We start from the raw sequence: 22,192 nt of genomic DNA, 5'->3' as shown, positions 1-22,192 counted from the left end.
TCTCGTTAAAGCAGAATTTAGAGGAAGAAATCCACGCGGAAATAGATCGGCGCTTCACGCTCGGTCAGGGTGTCCGGGCGTTCCAGGGAATGGGCGAAGGTCACGCTGGCGGCCAGATGCTGACCCCGGGCAAACAACTCCACCGAGTTGCTGGACATGCGCCCGTGCTGATCGCCGTTGTAGCGATCGCCACGGATCACGCCCTGGTCGTAGCCGAGGCTGGTGCCGTATTCGGCGAACACCGGGCGCAGCCATTCCAGGCTCACCGGGCGACTCCAGCGCAGGTCGTTGCGCCAGTAGCCGCCGCTGTCGCCGGATAAGGATTGATCCTTGTAACCACGGATCGACGACTGCCCGCCGAGGCTGGTGCGCTGCGGGCTGAACAGCACGTCTTCGCTGCGCTGGCCGGTCATCAGGCTGCTGAAACTGAAGGACTCGCCCCACAGCTTGAACGGTTGCAAATAACTCGCGGTGGCGGTGTATTTGCGGTAACGCGCATTCGGTTCGCCAGGCCCCGGATCACCGTTACCCTGAGCGTCGAACGCGCCGATGCCTTGCTGCATGCCCAGGTCGAGGTTGACGAACGCACTGCCGACCCGCCGACCGTGGTTGATGCCGAACTGCGCTTCGCTGATGCGGTTGCTGCTCAGCTTGAGTTTGCTGTCTTCGATGAAGTTGTTGGTGCGCAGGTACGAGAGGCCGGTGCTGAGGGAGGTCTTGCTCACGGCATCGCGATGGATCACCCGCTCGACGCGTAGCTGATGGTTTTCACTGTCGCCGGTCTGCTTGAAATTGAAACCGTTAGCCTGCGCTTGCGAGCGGTATTCGCTCTGGCTGTAGGTGTAACTGAAATTCCACCAGCCCCACGGCACGCTGTAATTGAGCATCGCGTTGTTGGAGGTGTGCTGGTGATCGGTCATCGCATCGTGACCGCCGCGCAGCATCAACTGATCGGCCAGGCCGAGCGGGCTGTCCCAATCAAACGTCGTGCCCCACTGTTGCTCGCCAGTGCTGCGCTGGCCATCATTACTGCGAGACAACCCGGCACGCCAGGGCTTCTGCGGGGTGTTCTTGACCAGCACTTCGCTGCCACCAACGTTCTTGCCCGGCGACAATTCCATCTGCGCCTGATTCGACGGCAAGCGGTTCAACTGATCGACCATCTGCTCGATTTCCCGCAGATTGACCAGATCACCACTCTTGCCGGGAAAAGCCATGCCCAATTCACGGTCCGACAGCTTGCTGCCCTCCGCGCCCTTCAACCCTTCGAGCCTGCCCTCGACCACCAGCACCTTCAAATGCCCGCCAGACAAATCCTGCTGCGGCAAATAGGCCCGGCTAGTGACCAAGCCTTTTTCGATGTAGTAATCGGTGATGACTTTCAGCAGCTCGTTGAGCTGTGTGACACCCAGGCACTGACCGATGTAAGGCTTGAGCAGACGATGTTTGTCGCTGTCCGAGAGACTGTCGGCGCCTTTGAGCTCGATGTCCTTGATGGGGAAACAACGCGCGTCGGCCGGGGCCGTCGGTGGCGTGGGTTTGGCTTCCTTGCCGGGTAATTCCTTGAGCTCTTCGAGACGTCGACGCTGCTCTTCGAGCAAGCGATCCTGACGTTCGCGGATCAGATCGGTTTCACCGGGAGTGGGGGCGGCATGAGCAAGGTTCAGCGGAGAAAGGCACAGCAAAGCCAGGCACAACCTCGCCACGAGGGCGGGTGGGTACATGTTCGATCCCTCGAATGGAGAGTGATAGCAGAATAGTGGCGCGATATTAGATGGCCAGTATTCTGGCGTCAATGAATGGATCCATTTGGGGGTGGGGGTCGATGAGCGGTAGGGAGTGGGTGACGTGGGATTTGATGAATGTCATGCAGACGACTGCCTGTGCAGACAAAGTCCTACGTAAACCTCGGAATCAGACGCCTTGCACCGCTGGAACGATGGAGCTTATAGTCCGCCCGTCGTCCACATGGCGACCGGGTTTGGCGACCTGACTAACGAGTGCGAGAGCTGTCTGCTTATTTGCAGGCGCCTCCGCATCCGCAAAACTGCTTTTTTATGGCAGTTGTGCGCGGGAGACCTCCGGGTCTGCCGGTTACTCGTTTCCGGTTCGCCAACCTGCGTACAGCTGCCACCCTTTTCGTTTGGCGACGATTCGTTGGCAGTCTCAATAAACTAAACGAGGCTCCACCTATGGATAGATACATGCCCCTCACCGGAATCGACTTGATCCCGGCATCTCTGCTGATCGACACCCAAGCTCCACTCGATGTTCTGCAAGCCATGGCTGACTACCGCATTCGCACCGTTACTCAGGTGCTGGAAAACATCGCGTTTCGCGCTGAAATTGGTTGCGATACGGTGGTGCTTTCCGACTTTGCAAAACTGCTGGCCATACCGTTGCGCGATGGTTGTGATTTGATGGATGTGATTGGTAGGCGGTTGCGGGCGTTGGCTGCGGAGTGAATGAAAATGGGCGACCTGTTGGTTGCCCGTTTCCCGTTATGCGAACAAATAAATCTGATGCGTTTGGATTTTTTCTACGACAGTTTCACGGTGACTACTGTTTCCAAGGATTCAGACAGTCCAAGGAAATACCTCCACTGCTCCAGTACCAGACGCCATTCCTGCAGGGTAAATTTACCCTCGGGTTGTCCGACCCAGTCGTCGTTGATCAGGATATCGACCTGTACACCTGAAGCGTCCATGGTCAGCTCAACATCATTCCCCCCCCCGACCTCTGATGTTTCGGAACCATCTTCGATCGACGTTATGCAGCCTAGTAGTCGATCACAATCCTCTTGTGTCTGAGCAATCGCGTTTAGCACAGTGCAAATATAGAGCTCATACCGCTCGGTATTCTCTCCAGAAGAAACCAGCGCGGCCCTGTATAGAACCTCCCCTGTAATAGGATGATTTCCCCCGGGAATATAGTAATACTTCAGCTCCATCCATCTCCCCTGCTTCAAGGTTTATAGATTGGGTAAACGGTTACCCTTGGTGACGTGTACCCCTAACCGAAGAAAAACAGGGGATACCACGTTTAAATCGAAAGAGCACAGTCCGACTTCAGAAAAACGTGTCCCCGTTTACCGCCCGGGTTGATACAGGGAGATGGAGCCCGGCCTGGATTCACCTACCCATGAATGCACAACGCGCCGGAGTGCGGCGCGTTGTGGGGGTCAGATCAACACTAGGCGATCAACGGTTTTGTACGCGCTCGATGGCCGTGTCATACACCGGGTTGGCCTTCTGCGTCTTGGCTAACTGGTAATGACGCAGGGCATCGGGAAACTGACCGGCCGCTTCATAGATACGGGCAATGTTGTAGTAGGAACCGGCACGCACGGTGGCGGCCGAATTGCCGCTGGCCAAGGCAATGGCCTTGCGGTTGGCCCAGATCGACTCGGCGGTGTTACCGGCCTTCTGATACGCCAGACCCAGGTTGCCGTAGGCCTGACCGTAGCTGTTATTCAGATCAATCGCCTGACGGAAGAAGTCGATTGCCAGCGGCAGGTTACCGGTTTTGTAGGCCGCTTCGCCTTTGGTGTTCAGGCCTTTCGCATCGGCCTGTGCCGAAGCGCTGACCGCCACCGCCGTCAGGGCAACGCTGTCATCCAGCAACGGCGACACTTCGTTCAACACGTTTGCCGCATTGACCCTGGCACCCGTAATGCTGTTGATGTCCTGGAAGTCGCCGTTGCCGGTCATGCGGAACACGGTCCACAGGTTGCCGCTGCGGTTCTGCGGCACGTAGTAAGTGCGCACCAGCGACTGGCCCATGTACACGAACACCTTGGCCTGGCTGTTAGAGAGATCGCGCGAACCCGACTCGCTGCCGTTGCTGAAATCATGCACGGCGTAGACGTAACTTTCGCCGAAGTGTTTCTTCTCCAGGGTGATGGTTTCCGGGCCATAACTGGTGGTGTCGTCGACATCCAGATTGGCATCGTCACCGTGCTGATTTTCGAAATAGATGTTGTTACCGGGGAAGATCATGTGGGAGTCGAGGTCCGACGGCGTCGCACCCCAGGTCAGCACCACGCGCAGACCGTCGAGGTTCTGCATTACCGGGCTGATGGCATAGGTCATGCCCTTGCACGGGCACTTGACCACCAGATTGGAGTAGCCGGGCTTCTTGATGATCAGCAGGTTGCCGGCATCATCGGCAAACTCAGTGGTCAGACTAACCTGGCCCTGAGCGTTGGTGCGACCCACCACGTTTTGTGCACCGTTGCGCTGCAACAGCAGCTCGGCGTCGGCGATCTTCTGGTCCTTGACCACCGCACTCAGCACTTCGATCGGCAGTTGCTCGGCCTGTACCGAAAACGCCGCCGCCCACAACGACAACACCGAAGCCACGCGAAAAAACCGCATACTTAATTCCTTTAAGTGAAAGTAACGGACATAGCGAAATGTCCTACAGATTTTGGCGCGAACCATACACAGTTTTTGCGTCCGGCGCCCGACAATCGCATAGGAAATTCGTTCACTAAGGGAATCGCTGAAAAAACCAGGGAAGTGCGTAGGAACAAGGCTTAACAATAAGTAAAAACCCTAGTAAAAATGGGGGAAAACCACGTTTCCTATCTAAGAAATAGAATTCTTTTTCGGTCTGCCCGGGCAGCCCCGCCGAGCCCGTCGCCCAATCATAGCTTCGATTTCGGCAGTAAATCGCGAACTACCAAGTACATAGTTACCATTGGTGGCAGCCCGAATCTGGTCAACCAATCCTATCTCCAACTCGCTTCTAAAAAGCTCGCGATAGACTTCAGCAAATTTATTTCCTAGATAATCCAGACAAATAAATCCGTCCCCTTTTCTCGAGTGAATGGAAATGGGCGGCCTCTGGGTCGCCTGTTACACTTCAAAAATACCCGTGAAATGCTTTAACTATCTTATCCATCACCGCATGTTGACCCGCAAGCTTCTGAAAATCTCTTGAGCTTATAAAGCTTTTCTTAAGCACCTTGGAAAACGATGAAACATTAAGACTGGATTTCACTGCTAACACACCAAACTCTTCGTGTGCGCTCTCAAATGCTAGCCAGTCAAATGCTAGATCCCCAATGACCATTGGGTAATCAACCTCACCTGCAAAAAAATCACGAAATCCTTTATTTATGAACTCCACATCCCCCTCAACATCAACACCGTCCAACAAAAAACATGTATTTTCCGAGCTTCCACCAAACCTTATAAACACAGTTGATGAAAAGTCTTCATAACTCGCAGAAATCAGCTCAATCAAAACATCTGAAAAACTGACTAACGGTCTTTCAAAAAAACAAAACTCAAAATCGCTTGTACGAAAAATCATGGCCGGTAGGTCTGTCGCAAAATTAACAACGTTTGATAAGTCTTGCGTTATACGACGAGAGTCTTCTGACTCAAGCTTATGCACCGTCATATCACTCTCCTTTCAGCCTGATTTTGACTATCGTTTTTTTAATTCCGGCAATATCTAGCGATGCCGTCGGTTCGTTCGTTGATGTTGACTTTGGATAAAACCTGTAGGTCCTATCCCCCTTCACCAGAATTGATACCGTACCATCCTTCGAAAACGACTTGGTGTAACCATTGAATTCAAGCATTTTAATTGCTTCCGCAGGCGTCGTTTGAGCTTCAATTTGGCCTGAGCTATTCCGTGTGAGTTTTTTCCCGAATTCGATAGATGTCGAAGGTGGTGAGCTCTTACCAATGAGCAAGATACCTACTGCCGTCTGGAGTTCAGTCATCAGCGTTGCTCGCTCGTTCAGAGAAAGCGGCTGTCCAGCGGCTTGGTCCATCCAACTGGTCTCCTTGACCCATTGATCGACACCGGCCAACTCGGCAGGCGTCAGCCAGCCTTCCTTGAGATTCTTCGCAAAAGCCATTTGCTTATCCGAAGTAAACAGCGCTCCCCAACCATCAACACCCTGCGATGGAACGGCAATTGCCCCTGGATTCCCAGTAAGGAGCCCGGCCATATCGTAGGAAATATTACGCCGCAGGAAGTCCATCAGATCCTTGGCCACCGGTGCTTCCAGTAAAACAGCACTTTTCTGGATCGACTCTACACAAGCCCTGCTGTCACAGGCATTGATAGCCATCGAACGCTTGGTGGACAAGTCTTCGTATTGCGCAACAATCTCGCGAATGTTCTGCGCACTACAGCCCTCAGTAGCCCGACAGCCCTGAAGCTCTTTGAGTAGCCGTTCAGCAGAAGGGTGGTCGAGGTTGTTGTACTGCGTTGCGTTTGCCGTCACTGCAGCGGCGGCAGACGCATCGCCTCCCGTAACGGCCGCCGTCAACACGCCGACCAGTTGAGACGCCGCCAGCAGCTTACTAACCCCTTGTTGGTACTCAAGGCTATTTTTGTCGACCCCGACCGGTAACAACTTGTCAGCCAAGAAGTCCACAACCGCTTCATTTGCCCCCGCAGCCAGAGCCCCCGTACGGAAGTCGCCCCCCATGGCCTCAGCCATCAGGCCGCCGAGAGCAGCGTGCATCGCGAGTTTCGTCAACTTGCCGTTTTCAAACAGGGTTACATCGCCAATTTTATTGGCCCCGATTGCTCCGGCAATACTGATCCCGGCCCCCAGCGTCGCGTCGACCAGATTATCCGTCAGGCTACCGCCCATAATTGCCGTCTTGGCAACCGTGTCGGCTGCAATCTTAATGGCTACGGCCTTGATACCCGCCGAGTCGAACGTCAACTTCGTAGGGTTAAAGCCGAATTGTGCTGCAATGCCTGCGGTGGCACCTGCAAGCACATAACCTTTGAGGTTTTCAGAAGAGAAGACGTCTTTGAAGGTTGCTCCTATATTGCCTTTGTTGTTGATCGTGCTGACGGCCGCGGTGCTTGCCATGGAGGTCAAAACGCCCGTCGCAATCACATTACCCAGTCCAGCGGCAGTAGCCGAAGTGGCAGCAGCAGTGGCTGTTGCTGCGGTGGCTGCAGAAGCGGCTGCCATGGTTCCACCGGCAGTGGCTCCCATCGCGGTACTGGCAGAAGCCACCGCAGCGCTTGCCGCCCCGGCTGTCAACACAGTGACAATAATAATGATCGCCAACATCGCGCCCTGACCGAGGCTCGAACTGCTGTATTTGAACGACTCGTGGGTTTCCTTGATCAGACGCCAGTCCACATCACCGCGCTTCTCCGCTTCCTTGAGCCACGCAAGTTGCGGATCTGCCTGCACCATTGCATCGATGGTCTGGCTGACCGATTTCTGGTTGATCTGTTTAATATCGATGTTCAGACCATCCACGGCTTTGATGACCAGATCGCCCTGAGCCACCAATTGACTTTGCCGCAGGGTCTCGTCGGTATTGCCTTTGCCCGACATTGAGTTCCAGGCCATGCTGGAATTACTTTTCTCGTGACTCTCCTGATGCAGGTCCTTCACGCCCTCAAACGTGATCGCGCCTCCACTGCTAATGGTCAGGTCATTACCGCTATCGAGCTTGGCAACCTGGTAATGTTGATCGCCGCCACTGGCGAGCACCATATTGCCGCCGGAGGTGATTTCGCTGCCGATGTTCTTCACATCGGTGACTTCATCGCGCTTGGTTTTCTTCGAGCCGAAGGAGCCTTTTTTCTTCTTGTCGTATAGCGAGTAGTCGCTGTCTTGCGCGGCGAGAATGTCGAGGTTGTCACCCGCTACCAGATACGCCTCGTCGCCCGCGGTAATGCCGCTGGAGACCACGGCGAGATTATCACCGGCACTCAATGCCACATCGCCGCCGGCCGTGATACCCGACATGACCTGGCTGACGTGATCTTCCTGCCTTGTGAGCTTTTTGCTCTTGGACAGGGAGTGTTCCTCATCCGCGGCAGAGCTGATGATCATGTTCTCGGTCGCAGCCATCGCGATGTCGCGCTTGGGAAAATCGGGGACAGACCACTTTTAAATCGAAAGAGCACGGCCCGACTTCAGAAAAACGTGGTCTGTCCCCGTTTACCCTACCAACTCATCAATGCTCATAGGCAATTGGTACTGAGTCCCCATTCCAGGCTTTCCAAACCAAGGAGCTGCGCTTACAGAGTTTACCTCTGGGTGTAATAAGGGAATTGTAATAAGGGACTGTAATAAGGGGACAGATTTATTTTCTGGACAAACCAGACAAATAAATCCGCCCCCTTTCTCTTCCTCTATTCGAATTCTTTATTCCTTAATTCAGCTATTAGAAAAACTTGGGCGCGGGCAGATAGCTCTTCCCATTGAGAAATGCTTAACACCACATTTTTTTTGCTCGGATAAAAGGTAAATTCAATGACCCCTTTCTCAGAAATCCCGACATCCATAAAAGGCTCATTTTCGCCTTTAAAACAAACACACAAGTAAGGAAAAAAACTATTTATATCCCCTACTTTTTCAAATTCGAGCTGTTTCATCAGTTCTTGACTCCACGGAAGCCGATAAATTTCCCATCCAGCCCCCAACTCGCCGCCCTGCCGTTCGGCAATGTGTAGGTCACCCATCCAGCTGGATACCTCCCACTCACACCAGTGGTTTTGACCCCGCCTCGTAGAACATCTCTAATCGAATTTTCTGCAAGCTCATTCAATTGAGCATCACTCCTGTAAACCTTACGCAGTGCTGCCGTATCCTCAAAGCCAAAATACTCCGGATGCTTTGTGACCGCCCGACCGGCGTTGGAAATAACCTGACCCGCCTTGAATGGCTGCATCGTGGCATCTATCAGGTCAACCGAAAGCTTCCCTTCAGCATAAGCATAGGCTGCAGCGGCTTTGTCTGCTGCACCTATGCCTCCCGAGATGCCACCCAGCACACCACCTGCGGCACCGGACTCCTGCCAGAATGTTTGTTTCCAGGGGTCATAGGCCACACGGTCGTCGGCGTGATTGATGTCTTGGAAGTGCTCAATAATATCCCGTTCTTCAGAGCTTAATTTGGAAGTTCCAAGCAGCCAGTCCAAGGACGCAGAGCCGGATTGAGCATCCGCAAGTTGATCTGCACACGCCGTTTCCCCGCTTTTTTTGCAATCGTAGAGCGATACGCCGGTTTTGCTGTCACTAATTACTTGGTATTTGCTTTTTACATTTGCTCGGCAGGCAGCTGGATCAGGGTTGTAGCGGCAGCCAATCAGCTCGCCTTCGAGTTTCTCGACTTCGACGTGCCCTAAATAGTTATTGGCTGTAGCTTGACCCGTTACCCAGCCGGCAACCTCTTGATCTTTCTCGCTTCCTCCAGCCGCCGCGGCGATAGTCATGCCGAGCAACTGCGAAGTCATCGCCAAGACTTGTTCGTGTACCGGCCCCGGAAAGACTTTTTCCCCTACCGCGCTCACAAAAGCTTCGTTAGCGCCTGCTGCCAGAGCGGCTGTTCGGAAGTCGCCACCTGCCGCCTCGGCAATCAATCCTCCCACCAGGGCATGGACGGCAATTTTCGTGGGGAGCCCCTCAAAAATCAGCTTGTCGCCGATAGATTGATAGAGCGACGCAGTCAGATAGTTCGCCGCTAACTCAATCCCGCCCTCGACCAAGTTGTCTTTGAAACTGCCCCCTTTCAATCCCGCCGTTACTACCATTCGGATTGGGATACTGTTCCCCGCAAGTGCTCCTGTGAGTGTCGCCTGTGCTATTGCCTTCAACGATTCAGCGGACAACATCTCCTGGGTCACAGCGAACAAGTTGCCTTTGTTGTTGACCGTACTGATGGCTGCTTGACTGACGGCAGCCTGGAATCCCGCAGAAGCGGCGTACCCCGCAACGGTTCCCAACGCAGAGGCTGTGCTTGCCGATGCGCCAGCAGCCGCTGCAGCACTGCTTGCCGAACTTGCCGCAGCACCGGCGACACCCGACGCTGCCCCTGCCGTCAGTACCGTCACAATGATGACAATTGCCAGCATCGCCCCTTGGCCAAGACTGGAATTGCTGTATTTGAAGGACTCATGGACTTCCTTCACTTGCCGCCAATCTACATCTCCGCGCTTCTCGGCCTCTTTGAGCCAGGCCAGCTGCGGATCTGCCTTGACCATTGCATCAATGGTCTGGCTTACGGTTTGCTGATTGATTTGCTTGACGTCCACATGCAGGCCGTCAACCGCTTTTATAATCAGGTCACCTTGGGCAACCAACTGGGTCTGTCGCAAGGTTTCATCTGTATGGCCTTTACCCTTCATCGAGTTCCAGGCCAGGCTCGTATTGCTCTTTTCGTGACTCTCCTGACTAAGATCCTTAACCGCTTCAAAGGTAATGGAGCCGCCACTTTGTAGGATCAGATCATTGCCACTATTAAGCTTCGCTGCTTGATAACGCTGGTCGCCGCCACTAATCAGCGTCAAGTCACTATTGGTCGTTATCTGGCTGCCGATGTTTGTGACTTTGGTGACTTCATCACGCTTTGTTTGTTTTTTGCCCCAGCTCCCCTTTTTCTTTTTGTCGTATAACGAATAGTCCGTGTCTTGAGCCGCCAATAAGTCAATATTGTTCCCGGCCACCAAGTAGGCTTCATCGCCCGCGCTAATACGACTGGAGATCAGTGCCAAATCCTTGCCTGCATTCAACGACACACTGCCACCTGCCGTGATGTCAGTCATGACTTGGCTGACATGATCTTCCTGTACCGTGAGTTTTTTGCTTTTGGACAAAGAATGTTCTTCATCCGCCGCAGAGCTGATGATCAGATTTTCGGTCGCAGACATGGCGATATCGCGCTTGGCTTCAATCTGGCTAGCAATAGCGGTGATATCACGTCCTGCTTGGGCCGACAGATCGCGCCCGGCACTCAGGCTTGCACCTAACTGAGTGATGTCGCTGCGATTATGTTTGCTGTCCTGGACCAAACTATTGGTGACTTGCACAGATGAAACGTTGACGTCCCGACCTGCATTCAGATTCATGTCACGACCGCTTTGCAGTACACCTCCGGCAATATTGATGTCCTTACCTGCCCATACACCAAGATCGTTGGCGGCCTCAATACGCGCTGCGTTATTGGCGTAGTCGTGATGCTGGGTGCCAAAACGGGTGCTGCGGTCTGACGACGTGATGGTCCGCTCGTTGAGCACATCACCTCTGGTCGCCGTCACACTCACATCGCGACCAGCAAGAATGCCACCCGACTTGTTGATGACGTCATTACCCGCCAGCACATCCAGACGATTACCCGCCTGAATCAGCCCGCTGTTTACCAAGTCCTTACCCGCCGTCGCCGACAGGTTATTGGTCGCACGCAACGTCCCGACGTTATCCAGATTCCGACCGGCGATCAGCGTTACGTCGTTGCCCGCAATCAGCGCACCGGTCGGGCCAAGGCGACCTTCTGCCTGCGCCAGATACAGCACCGGCACCAGCACTTTCTCGCCGTTCACTTCGTGCTCTTCGAGCCAGACGATGTCGTGGGTCAGGGCCGCGACTTGTTGCGAGGTGAGGCTGACACCCATCGACAGATTGAGTGCGTCCTTGCTGGCAATGGCGTTGTTCATCAAGTACTTGAACAGGCCTTCGTCGGTGGTCTGGCCGTCGATGTAGCGCTGGCCGGTGCGAGCGACGACCGCTTGCTGGATCAGGCGCTGTTCGTAGAGGCCGTCGCCCAGGCGTTTGGCGCTGGTGTCAGGGTCGTAGCCGAGGTTGCCCAGCAGGTAATCCGAACTCATGAACTGCTTGAGGTTGGTGAGCACCGGATTGGTTTCGATCAGGTATTTGTGGCCGTTGGCCGGCGCTTTCACGTCCGGCAGACCGGTGACGCGAGTCACGGGACGATTGTCGACCGAGGTCTTGATGTCGTCGCCGCGTCCACCCGTGCGAGGACCGACCGACGTCACGGAAGCGTCGAGTGTGCTGGCAACGCCCGCAGTCACCGTCGGTGTGCGCCTGGCAGGGAGTACGGAGCGGTCACTGCTGGAGACGGCCGCCGGGGCATCCACCAGCAAGCTGCGCGGACCACCACTGGAAGCGGCGGTCACGTGTCCCTGCGTGCTGACACTTTCACCGCCCACCGTCCAACCTGGCGGATGCACTGTGCCTGCAACCGGCGCCAGATCACTGGTGTCCTGAGTACTCAGACGAAACAGGCCGTTCTCCCCGGTGGGAAGACTGAAGCCCGGTAATGTCAGCGGGTTGACTTGCTGCTGGGCAAGATCGGGGGGCAGTTGACTATTGAGCCTTATGACCGTGGTGCCGGTACCGCTGGCCTTGGTATCCGCGACTTTATTGGTGCCACCGGTGGAGCCGTAGTCTTGGTGGATGACACTATTCTGCAGGTCCTGAGCAGCGGTAATCGAGACATTGCCGCCGGCCTGGATAACGGCGCTGCGCCCGGAGTTGACGCTGCCACCATCGCGCGCCGTTTCAATGTCACTGACCAGGGTGTAGCTCTGCAAGCGGGTCGGCAGTTCCACCAGGTTGTTGCGATCGTATTGGGATTGAGGGCTGATAGAACCGACGGAATAACCCGAGAGAGTGTTGGTCACCACCTTATTCGTCACGGTGTCCTTGACCACGACTATATCGATCGTGCCACCCTCCCGGCCACCCTCCCGGCGGGTGCCATACGCAGCGGTACCTAAACTAAAACCTCCAGAACCGTCGATGTAGTAGAGGTTCGGAAAATCCGGGTTGTTACGCTGGTTGTATGCCACCACCTGCGGCATGAAGCGATTGACCGTTCCGTCGGTGACCCGGCCGGTCCGATAGGTGCGCGTGCGCTCGATACTGCCACTGACGGCACCAATGTTTTTCAGGTTGTTGGCATTTATGGTGATGTTGCCGGTCGCACTGACGGTGCTTTTGCTATTGAGGAAGTCGCCACCGTTGAAGACGAAGTCACCGCCTGCGGTCAACAGGGCGGATGCCGTGGTGTCGCTGTCCTGCCCGCCCTCGAAGACTTCTCGGGCAATGTAATTGACCTCGTAGTCGTCGCCGAAGCAATCGCCGCATTGCACCGCAAGGAAACCGGAAACCAGGGTACGCGACAGGCCAAAGTTCTGGGTACCGTCGTCGCCCGAAGTACGGTTGGCGAAGGAGCCGGCGTTGAGTGTGAATGTGCCGCCGCTCTCCATGGAACCGGAGATGTTTGAGACTTGGGTGGCTTGGGCCGCTCCGCCGTATCCTTTAACGACGACATCGCGCAAACCGTACAGGTCGCCGTTCTGGTTGGTGAAGTTACCCACACTCAACGTCATGTCGGCACCGCTGAAGATCAGCCCGCGATCATTGAGCAGCGACGGGGTTTTGAGGTCGAGGTTTTGAGCGGAACCCAGCGTTCCGTAGTTGACAAGACTGCCGGCTTCTACGGTCAGGCCGGCGTTGGAAGTCAACCGCCCGGCGTTGGTCAGCTGTCCGCCGATTTTGATCGTGGAGTCACCACCACCGGCAATGCTTGAGGCAGCAGTCAGGTTTAGCTGCGCCGCCGTCAGGTAAATGCCGCCAACACTCGACATCCGTCCGTTGCCGCCATAGATCCCGCCCAACTGCATATCCACGACGCCATCGCTGGCAATCAACCCATCATTGGTCCAGTTACCACCACGAGCTTGAAAATACTCCGAGGCCAGCAACTTGCCACTGGCGGTCTGACTGAAGTTACCGACGTTGACGTTCAAGCGCCCGGCCTGGATGACGCTGGAGTTGATCCAGGTATCAGCATTCAAATCCAGCGTGCCGCCGGTGGTGATGCTGCCCCCGGCGCCAATGACATTGGCGGTAGAGATATCAAACTTGCCGCGCCCCACGTGATTGAGTTGGCCACCGGCATTCAGAAAGCTGCCAACGGCCAGGGTCAGGTCGGTGTTGGCGGTTTCGAGCACGCCATTACGGTTATCCAGCAAACCACCAATCTGGAAGCTGGTCTTGCCGGTGTTGCCCAGGGAGCGAAGCCGGCCAGTCTGGTTATCGACGCTAGCCGCTTTGACGGTCAGCGTGGTGTCGCTTTCAACGATACCGGCACGGTTGCTCAGGGCGCCGCTGAGGCTGAGGTCGATGCGGTTACCGGCAATCTGCCCATTACCGTTGTCCAGACTGGTGCCGGTCACGCCGGCGAGGCCCTTGGCGTAGAGCACGCCATTACGGTTGTCGAACGCGGCGGTGGTGATGCTCGCGTCGGTGGCTTGCGCCGAGATCCGCCCGCCGTTGTTGTCCAGGCCGGCCAGTGCCGACAGCGTCAGGCCCTGGCCTTGAATGATCCCGCCCTGGCGGTTGTTGTTGAGGTCGTAGCCGTTGCGCAGTACGCCGACGGTTCGCGCTTCAAGGGCGCCTTTGATGCTCGACAGCACGCCGCCACGGTTGTCGATGTTGGCGGCGTCGACCTTCACGACACCGTCTTGGGCAATGACTTTGCCGCTCTGGTTATCGAGGTTGCCGCTGACGTCGAGGGTCAAGCCGTTCTGGCTCTGGATCGCGCCTTTGCCGTTGGCCAGGCTGGCTGCTTTTAAGTTCAGGCCGGCGTTCTGGCTGTAGATCAGACCATTGGTGTTGTTGCGTACCGCGCCGCTGGCGGTGATCTGCAAAGCGTCCTTGGCGGCGATGGTGCCGTTGTTGCTGTTGTCCAACGAACCGGTCAGAAGGGTCAGCGTGCTTTGGCTGGCGAGTTGGCCGTTCTGGTTAGCGAGGTCGGTAACGCCCTTGATCAGCACCGGACCGGCGCCGACCAGTTTGCCGCTGGTATTGGTCAATGCGTTGCCGAGCAGATCCAGCGTCACTGCGCCATTACCGGCGATGCTCCCGGCCGTGTTGTCCAGGCCCGTGCCCGTGACATTGATCGCCTCTTGCGCGTCGATCGTGCCGCCCGCGTTGGTCAATGCCCCGGCGGTGATATCCAGTGTGGCGCCGCTGTCGATCAAGCCACCCTGGTTGTTGTTGAGAGACTCGCCCAAGGTAAGGGTCTGTCCTGCCGCGCTGCTGAGGATGCCTTTGTTACTGTTATCCAGACTCTTTGATTTGACGCTCAGGCTGCCCTGGCTGACCAATGCCCCGGCATTGCTGTTGAGCAAGGCGCCCTTGAGGTCCACGGCAACATCACCGTTGCGACTCGAGAGTGTGCCGTTGTCGCGGTTATCGAGGCTGTCACCATTGACGGTCAGGCCCTGCCAACCGGAGATCAGTCCCTTCTGGTTGATCAGGCTGGTGCCGTTGACCGTCAGTAGCTGACTGCTGATCAGCTTGCCAGCGCTGTTATCCACGGCGCGGGCAATCACATCGAAACCGAGGTTGCTGGAGATTTCCCCGTTCTGGTTGTTGAGATCGCGCAGGCGCTTGAGGGTCAGTGGCCCCTTGGCCGTGAGCACGCCGTTGCGATTGTCGAAATCGCCGTTGGCCAGCTCCACGGTGACGGCTTTTTCGCCAAGCAGGCGACCGCCGTCTTGGGTCAGGGACGTCAGGGTCAGGTCGATATCGCCCTTGGCCGAGACTTCGCCATCGTTGCTGGAGTCCAGGCTAGTGGCGGTCAGGGTCAGTTTGCCCTGGCTGTTGATCAACCCGTTATCGCGGTTGTTCAGCGCCATGGCATTGAGGATGACGGCGCTGGCGCCAAGCACCGTGCCGCTCTGGTTATTGAATTCGGCGCTACCGATTTTAAGTAGCTTGGCCGCGTTGATCAGGCCCTTGGCATCGTTGCGCAACAACCCGTCGACAGTCAGCTCGAGGTCGCCGCGGCTGGTCAGGCTGCCGCCGCTGTTGTTCAGGCTGGCGGCACGCACGTCGAGGGACGCAGCGCCGATCAGGCCTTTGACGTTGTCCAGCGCGTTGGCGATGCGCAGGGTCAGGCCCTGATTGCTCAGCAATTTGCCGTTACCGTTGTCCAGGCTTTGCGCGGTCAGCGTGAAGGCTTCGGCGCTGGAGATTTCACCCCCCTGATTGTTGACGCCCTTGAGTTGTTTGAGCAGCAAGGTACCGGGGGCATTGATCAGGCCGTTCTGGTTATTCAGTTGGCCGTTGTTCAGATCCAGGCTGAGGCTGGTGTTGCTGAACAACTTGCCGCCCTGCTGATCCAGCCTGGTGACCGAAGCGGTCAAGGCGCCCTGGCTGCCGATACGGCCGTCGTTCTGATTGGTGACCTGGCCCGCGACGAGGTTCAGGGTACTGGCGCTGTTGAGTCGGCCACCCTGGCTGTTATCGAACGCGCCGGTGGTGACCGTCACCGCGCCTTTGCCGCTGATGTTGCCTTGCTCGTGGTTGTCGAGGCTGGCGCTGATGAGCGTGAGCGCGCCATCGGTGACCACAGTACCGCCTTGGTTGCTGACGCTGCCGTCGCTGGTGAGCTTCAGATCGGCTGCGCTGGAAAGACTGCCCTGGGTGTTGGTCAGTTGCGTGGTTTTGACGGTCAGCGCACCTTCGCTGCTGACCTGGCCCAGGCTGTTGTCGAACGCGCCGGTCAGGTTCAAGTGCATGTTCTGCACGCTGAGCAGATTGCCGCCGCTGTTATCCAGCAAACGCCCTTGCAGGTTCAGCGCGGTGGTGGCGCTAAGCAGGCCTTTGTTGCGGTTGAGCAATTGGTCCACGGTAAGGGTCAGCGCCTGACCGGTAAAAACCTGACCGCCATCGCTGTTGTCGAGTTTTGTACCGGTGACCGACAAATCGGCGTTGGTGCTCACTTCACCGCCACGGTTATCGAGGTCATCGACCGTCAGGGTCATGGCTTTGGTGGAACCCAGCAGACCTTTTTCGCGGTTGTCGAGGGTATCGGCGGTCAGCTTGAGCACACCGGTGGCGATCAATTTGCCTTTCTGGTTATTCAGGGTTTTGGCCTGAACGGTGGCGTCGGCCTTGCCGGCAACGTCGCCGCCAAAGTTGTCCAGGGTGTCGGCGGTGAGCAACAGTTCACCGTCAGCGATGACCGCGCCTTTTTGGTTATCCAGCGTGTTGTCGGTGGTGAGTTCCAGCCGGCCACGGCTGCTGATCAAGCCTTCACTGTTGTTGAGGCTGTCGCTGTGGCTATCGAGGGACGCGGCGGAAATCACGCCTTTGAGGTTGTTCAGGGCTTGTGCGATGCGCAGGGTCAGACCCTGATTGCTCAGCAACTTGCCGTTACTGTTGTCGAGGTTCTGAGCAGTCAGTGTGAAGGCTTGAGCGCTGGAGATTTCACCGTTCTGGTTGTTGACGTCCTTGAGGTTTTTCAACATCAGCAACGGCGCGTTGATCAGACCACCTTGGTTGTTCAGTTGACCGTTGTTCAGGTCCAGGCTCACGCTGGCTTGACTGAACAGTTCACCGCCCTGCTGGTCGAGCCCGGTAACCGAGGCGGTCAACGCTTGCTGGCTGGCAATGCGTCCGGTGGCGTTATTGACCTGCTTGGCGGTGAGCTCCAGGGTGGCGCCGCTGATGAGGCGACCGCCCTGACTGTTATCAACGTTGCCGGTGATGACGTGGGTGGCGTCTTTACCGGATATCAGGCCTTTCTGGCTGTTATCCAGGCTGGCGCTGTCTAGGGTCAAGGTGTTGTCGGTGCTGATCGAACCACCCAGATTGAGCAAGGCGCCACGACTGGTGACGGACAACGCACCGGCACTGCCCAAGCTGCCAGAGCTGTTATCGAGGCTGGCCGCGTTGACGGTCAAAGTCCCTTCGCTGCTGATCAGCCCTTGGCCATTGAGCAAGGCATCGTCGAGGGTGATCACCAGACTTTTGAGGCTGTCGAAGGTGCCGCCGGTATTGTCCAGCGTGGTGCCGGTCAGCGTCGTTGCGCCCTTGGCGACGATCAGGCCTTTATTCTGGTTGATCAGTTTGGCAACGATCATTTGCAGATCGGTAGCGGCGAAAATTTTCCCTCCGTCGCTGTTGTCCAGGCGTTGACCTTCGACCTTCAGCAATAGGCTGCTGGAGAGCTCGCCTGCGCGGTTGTCGATGTCGTCGACTTTTAGCGTCAGCGCTTTAGTGGTGCCGATCAGGCCGCCATTGCTGTTATCGAGGGTTGTGCCGGTCAGGCTCAGGTTGCCTTGGGCGACCAATGCCCCGCCTTGTTGTTGCAGCAGGCCAATGGTGGCGGTGAGGTCACCTTGGCTGGAGATCCGCCCGGCCGCGTTTTGCACTTCATCGGCGTCGAGGGTGACCGGGCCGACAGCACTGAGCAAGCCGCCACTGTTGTCCAGGCGAGTACCGTCATAGGCGATACCGGCCTTGCCACTGATCAAGCCTTTGTCACGGTTATCCAGTTGGCCAACTTGCAATTTCAGCTGTTTGTCGGCCTGGATCACCCCACCGCGGTTATCAGCAGAATCGCTGATCAAAGTCAGCGTGTCTTTACCGCTGACTGTGCCACCGCGGTTGTCGAGTTTGCCCGTGCGTACATCGATGGTGCCCTTGGCGCTGATTTCACCCGCGTTCTGGTTATCCAGCAAATCGCTGATGCGCGCGGTGAGGCTGCCGTCGCTGACCACCACCCCGGCGTCGCGGTTGTCGAGGCTGGCGGCTTTGAGATCCACGCTCCAGCCCGAACCCAATACACCGTCGCGGTTATCCAGGGCGCCGCTGAGGTCGATATTCAAACCCAGGTCGCCCAGGACCTGACCACTGCGGTTGTTCAGTGTGATCGCGTTGAGTCGGGTGATGCTGGCACTGGAAACTTCACCGTTACTGTTGTTCAGCTGACCGATCGTGCCCGTCAAATTGCCCGTGCTGTTGATCACCCCCTTGGTGTTGAGGACCTGATTGGCCGTTACGTTCAGCGTGCCGCTGCTCAACACCCGGCCATTGTTCTGGTTGTCCAGAGTCCCGGCGGTGATGTTGGCGGTTTGCGCGGCTCTCAACGTGCCGCCCTGGTTGTTCAGGGTCTGACTGGTGTTGACCGTCAGATTACGACTGGCCACCACGCTCTTGCCGGTGTTGTTGAGGTTCTGCGCGCTGAGGCTCACATCGCCCGTGGCGTTGCGGCTGGTGTCGACGTTGACCCCTGCTTCGATGACGCCATTGTTGGTCAGCTGACCGCCGGCACTCAGGGTGATGCTGTCTCGGGCAGCGAGGGTTTGCTGGTTGGTCAGGTTGCCTTGGGTTTGAATGTTGACGGCGGTGCCGGCGTAGACCGGTCCCTGAGCGTCGAGACTGGCGGCTTTGACGTTCACTGCCCCTGTGGCAGAAGTCTGCGCGAGGCTGAGATGCCCATTGGCATCCAGCTGGATATCCCCGCCACTGGCGATCAGTTTGCCGTCGAGTTTCACCCCGACCCCGGCCTCGGTACCGACCAGTTTGATCGCCCCGGCGTACATGCCACCGAGGGCCGAAGAGTCGATGGCCAATTGCGGTTTGGCGCTGCCGTCATTGGCACGGGCGGTGGCGTTGAGGCTGTCGGCGTTGACGTCGTTGCGACCGGCAACGATGGTCAGGTTCCTGGCCTGAATCTCGGCGTTGATCTTCGCGCTGCGGGTGATGATTTCGAAGCGGTCGACGTTGCTGGCGTTCAGTCCGGCGCCATCGATGGCGACACTGCCCTGATCGACCTGGAAGCGATCCAGCCGACCGTTGTCCAGCACCGGTTTGCCGGTGGTCAAGGTCACGCGCGGGGTATTGATGAAGCCACAGCCGTTGCAGCTGATGCCATAGGGGTTGGCGACAATCACGCGGGCCGACTGCCCCGCTACTTCGGTGTAACCGCGCAACTGGCTGGGGCTGCCACCGACCACTTCGTTGAGGATGGTTTGTGCCGCGACTCCGTTGGTCAGGTTCGGGTTGCCGATAATGATCCCGCCCAATTGCGTCGCGCCGGTCTGGTTGGCGACGTTGTTGAGGATCACGCCCTGGGTGCCGACGTTGTAATCGTGAAACTGGTTATGCGACAGGCCGCTGCCGTTGGGCGTAGCGATCTGGACAATCGGCACACCGTTGCCCGCCTGCCCGAGGCTGGTGCCCGGCGAGGCCACCACAATGCCGTCGGCCTGCGCCCACATCGGTTGCCAGAACATGACGTTGGCCAACAGGAACGCCAACCCGCGCTTGGGCATGCCCCAGAAGTGCTCACGGTTTTTGACCGCAGCAGAGGGCTGGCCAGCGAGGAAGGCGTAGTGGCGAACGTCCATGTCAAAAGGTCTCGTTGCGAACGATAAGGGTGGGTGAGCAATTCACAGACACAGCCGTCCCGACACGGCAGACGCTGGGGGCGTTTGCAGAGCGAATACGTCATAAGGGGATAAATGCGCGCTTGGGTCAGAAGGTCCCAGGCGTGGCGTAAACGACCATTGCATCAGCGTGCGGATGGTCTGTTCGGTCCCTCGAAACGGCAAAGTGATATCAATGTGATGGCGCGATGTTAAGTTGCCATAATTCTGACGTCAATAAGCTGTTCGAGGTGTTTTTGGCGGAGGCTCTAGCGCGCGGGTTTGGGTCCACTGGCTGAACTTTCCGGGTGGAAAAACCCTCCACTCAATAACGCCGTGACATTGAGAAATGAGGCCCCGCTCATGAAAACCACTCTGCTGAAACTGACTCTCGCTGCCAGCCTCGCCTGTGCCCTCCCCGTTTGGGCCTGCCCTCCCGATGTAGCCACCGCCAAGCGCGAACAATTGGCCAAGGAGGTCGCCAAGATCACTGAGCAGAACCCGGCCAAGGCCAAGGAGATCAATGATGAGTTGCAGAAGATGGACCTGGAGACGGCCAGCAAGGATTTGCCGGACAAGTGCCAGTTGATCGATCAGCGTCTCAAGGAGTTGCAGTCGGCGGAGAAGAAAGCCGAGAGCTGAACGGCAAGATCAAAAGATCGCAGCCTTCGGCAGCTCCTACACGGGTTTGAGCGTGCAGCTGTAAGCGCTGCTGCGATCTTTTGACGTAAAAAAACCCGGACACTGGCCGGGTTTTTTATGGGATCGCTACCGCGCTTTATTCAGCAGCCGGTGCTTCCGGCTTGCGGCGCTTGAGCGGGGCCATGCCGTCCTTGCTGACCAGCGACAGGGCGTCGGTCTTCGGGCGGTTGGCGATCTTGCGCTTGGTCGGAGCCTTGGCGCCGGTCTTCTTCTTGTCGCCTTTGGCGTCGACTTTTTTCTTCTTCACGCCAACGGCTTTACCCGAGGCCTTGACCTTTTTCGGTCCGCCGTAGGTGCCTTTGACTTCCTTGATGGTGCGGCGCTCGAAGCTCTGCTTGAGGTAGCGCTCGACGCTCGACATCAGGTTCCAGTCGCCATGGCAGATCAGCGAGATGGCCAGGCCATCGTTGCCGGCGCGGCCGGTGCGACCGATGCGGTGAACGTATTCGTCGCCGCTGCGCGGCATGTCGAAGTTGATCACCAGGTCCAGGCCTTCCACGTCCAGGCCACGGGCCGCAACGTCGGTGGCCACGAGGATCTTCACGCCGCCCTGCTTCAGACGGTCGATGGCCAGTTTGCGGTCTTTCTGGTCTTTGTCGCCGTGCAGCACGAACGCTTTGTATTCCTGCGCCACCAGGCGGCCGTAGATACGGTCAGCCATGGCCCGGGTGTTGGTGAACACAATGGCCTTCTGATAGGTCTCGTTGGCCAGCAGCCAGTTCACGATCTGTTCTTTGTGCTGATTGTGGTCGGCGGTGATGATCTGTTGACGAGTGGTGGCGTTCAGATCGCTGACGTTGTTCAGCTGCAAGTGTTCAGGGTTGTTCAGGACCTTGGCGACCATCTCGCGCAGGCCCGAACCGCCGGTGGTGGCGGAGAACAGCATGGTCTGCTGACGGTTGGTGCACTCGTCGACCAGCCGCTGCACGTCTTCGGCAAAGCCCATGTCGAGCATGCGGTCGGCTTCGTCGAGCACCAGCACTTCGACTTCCTTGAGGTCGAGATTGCCGGCGTTCAGTTGCTCGATCATCCGGCCCGGCGTACCGATCAGGATGTCCGGCACCTTGCGCAGCATGGCGGCCTGGACCTTGAAGTCTTCACCGCCGGTGATCAGGCCGGACTTGATGAAGGTGAACTGAGCGAAGCGCTCGACTTCCTTGATGGTCTGCTGGGCCAGCTCGCGGGTTGGCAGCAGGATCAGGGTCTTGATGCTGACACGGACTTTGGCCGGGCCGATCAAGCGGTTGAGGATCGGCAAAACGAAGGCCGCGGTTTTGCCGCTACCGGTTTGCGCTGTCACCCGCAGGTCACGCCCCTGGAGCGCGAGCGGGATAGCCGCTGCTTGCACAGGCGTTGGCTCGACAAATTTAAGCTCGGCCACGGCTTTGAGCAGGCGTTCGTGCAGGGCGAATTGGGAAAACACGGGTGCTACCTCGAAGAAATACAAAAAAACAGCTGCATAGGGTAACGGTTTCGAGCGCGAAGGCCGAGTTTCTTTATACAAACGGCTGCAAACAGTG

The 22,192-nt window shown here is 57.1% G+C and carries 10 protein-coding genes and 1 pseudogene; 2 read left to right on the top strand and 9 right to left on the bottom strand.

What is annotated here, in order from left to right; translation table 11 throughout:
* Nucleotides 1-17: 17 nt before the first annotated feature.
* Nucleotides 18-1,724, bottom strand: a complete 1,707-nt coding sequence (locus F6R97_RS21805) for a ShlB/FhaC/HecB family hemolysin secretion/activation protein (protein ID WP_315867076.1) — start codon at nt 1,722-1,724, stop codon at nt 18-20.
* Between the two features lie 468 nt (nt 1,725-2,192).
* Here F6R97_RS21805 and F6R97_RS21800 point away from each other — a divergent pair, with 468 nt between their 5' ends.
* Nucleotides 2,193-2,465 carry a hypothetical protein gene (locus F6R97_RS21800; RefSeq protein WP_038982020.1) on the top strand — a complete coding sequence of 91 codons (273 nt, stop codon included), beginning with the start codon at nt 2,193-2,195 and terminating at the stop codon, nt 2,463-2,465.
* 74 nt (nt 2,466-2,539) lie between these two features.
* Here the strand turns inward: F6R97_RS21800 and F6R97_RS21795 are convergent, their stop codons facing one another.
* The 7 genes and pseudogenes from F6R97_RS21795 to F6R97_RS21770 all read right to left on the bottom strand — a co-directional run bounded on the left by F6R97_RS21795 (nt 2,540) and on the right by F6R97_RS21770 (nt 19,952).
* A complete protein-coding gene (locus tag F6R97_RS21795) occupies nt 2,540-2,950 on the bottom strand; it encodes a hypothetical protein (RefSeq protein WP_038982019.1) in 411 nt (136 codons plus the stop codon).
* A 250-nt stretch (nt 2,951-3,200) separates the two neighbouring features.
* Nucleotides 3,201-4,376: a tetratricopeptide repeat protein gene (locus F6R97_RS21790; protein ID WP_038982018.1), complete on the bottom strand. Its 1,176-nt coding sequence runs from the start codon at nt 4,374-4,376 to the stop codon at nt 3,201-3,203.
* A 490-nt stretch (nt 4,377-4,866) separates the two neighbouring features.
* Nucleotides 4,867-5,409 (bottom strand): hypothetical protein, encoded by a 543-nt coding sequence (locus F6R97_RS21785; protein WP_048395721.1) that lies wholly within the window; start codon nt 5,407-5,409, stop codon nt 4,867-4,869.
* 1 nt (nt 5,410) lies between these two features.
* A pseudogene (locus F6R97_RS21780) lies at nt 5,411-7,867 on the bottom strand (DUF637 domain-containing protein); the annotation flags it as partial.
* Between the two features lie 75 nt (nt 7,868-7,942).
* Complete coding sequence (locus F6R97_RS29670; protein WP_390176089.1) at nt 7,943-8,056, bottom strand: glycohydrolase toxin TNT-related protein; 114 nt, start codon at nt 8,054-8,056, stop codon at nt 7,943-7,945.
* 80 nt (nt 8,057-8,136) lie between these two features.
* Nucleotides 8,137-8,379 carry a hypothetical protein gene (locus tag F6R97_RS21775; RefSeq protein ID WP_048395720.1) on the bottom strand — a complete coding sequence of 81 codons (243 nt, stop codon included), beginning with the start codon at nt 8,377-8,379 and terminating at the stop codon, nt 8,137-8,139.
* The gene (locus F6R97_RS21770) at nt 8,379-19,952 is read right to left on the bottom strand and encodes a filamentous hemagglutinin N-terminal domain-containing protein (protein ID WP_315867074.1); all 11,574 of its coding nucleotides are present in this window, start codon (nt 19,950-19,952) and stop codon (nt 8,379-8,381) included. The genes F6R97_RS21775 and F6R97_RS21770 overlap by 1 nt, the downstream gene beginning before the upstream one ends.
* A gap of 381 nt (nt 19,953-20,333) precedes the next feature.
* Here F6R97_RS21770 and F6R97_RS21765 point away from each other — a divergent pair, with 381 nt between their 5' ends.
* Complete coding sequence (locus F6R97_RS21765; protein ID WP_050681596.1) at nt 20,334-20,612, top strand: hypothetical protein; 279 nt, start codon at nt 20,334-20,336, stop codon at nt 20,610-20,612.
* Between the two features lie 136 nt (nt 20,613-20,748).
* Here F6R97_RS21765 and F6R97_RS21760 read toward each other — a convergent pair whose 3' ends face one another.
* Complete coding sequence (locus F6R97_RS21760; protein WP_038982016.1) at nt 20,749-22,095, bottom strand: DEAD/DEAH box helicase; 1,347 nt, start codon at nt 22,093-22,095, stop codon at nt 20,749-20,751.
* Between the last annotated feature and the right edge of the window lie 97 nt (nt 22,096-22,192).

Origin of the sequence: Pseudomonas sp. JV414 (assembly GCF_032424305.1) — a bacterium.
GTDB classification, from domain to species: Bacteria; Pseudomonadota; Gammaproteobacteria; order Pseudomonadales; family Pseudomonadaceae; genus Aquipseudomonas; species Aquipseudomonas lini.
The sequence above is the reverse complement of the archived record's forward strand: the minus strand, read 5'-3'. Positions and strand labels throughout refer to the sequence as shown.

Excerpts from the sequence above, each read along its gene's own strand:
- F6R97_RS21805 (WP_315867076.1), bottom strand. The coding sequence starts at position 1,724 with ATGTACCCACCCGCCCTCGTGGCGAGGTTGTGCCTGGCTTTGCTGTGC.
- F6R97_RS21800 (WP_038982020.1), top strand. The coding sequence starts at position 2,193 with ATGGATAGATACATGCCCCTCACCGGAATCGACTTGATCCCGGCATCT.
- F6R97_RS21795 (WP_038982019.1), bottom strand. The coding sequence starts at position 2,950 with ATGGAGCTGAAGTATTACTATATTCCCGGGGGAAATCATCCTATTACA.
- F6R97_RS21790 (WP_038982018.1), bottom strand. The coding sequence starts at position 4,376 with ATGCGGTTTTTTCGCGTGGCTTCGGTGTTGTCGTTGTGGGCGGCGGCG.
- F6R97_RS21785 (WP_048395721.1), bottom strand. The coding sequence starts at position 5,409 with ATGACGGTGCATAAGCTTGAGTCAGAAGACTCTCGTCGTATAACGCAA.
- F6R97_RS21775 (WP_048395720.1), bottom strand. The coding sequence starts at position 8,379 with ATGAAACAGCTCGAATTTGAAAAAGTAGGGGATATAAATAGTTTTTTT.
- F6R97_RS21770 (WP_315867074.1), bottom strand. The coding sequence starts at position 19,952 with ATGGACGTTCGCCACTACGCCTTCCTCGCTGGCCAGCCCTCTGCTGCG.
- F6R97_RS21765 (WP_050681596.1), top strand. The coding sequence starts at position 20,334 with ATGAAAACCACTCTGCTGAAACTGACTCTCGCTGCCAGCCTCGCCTGT.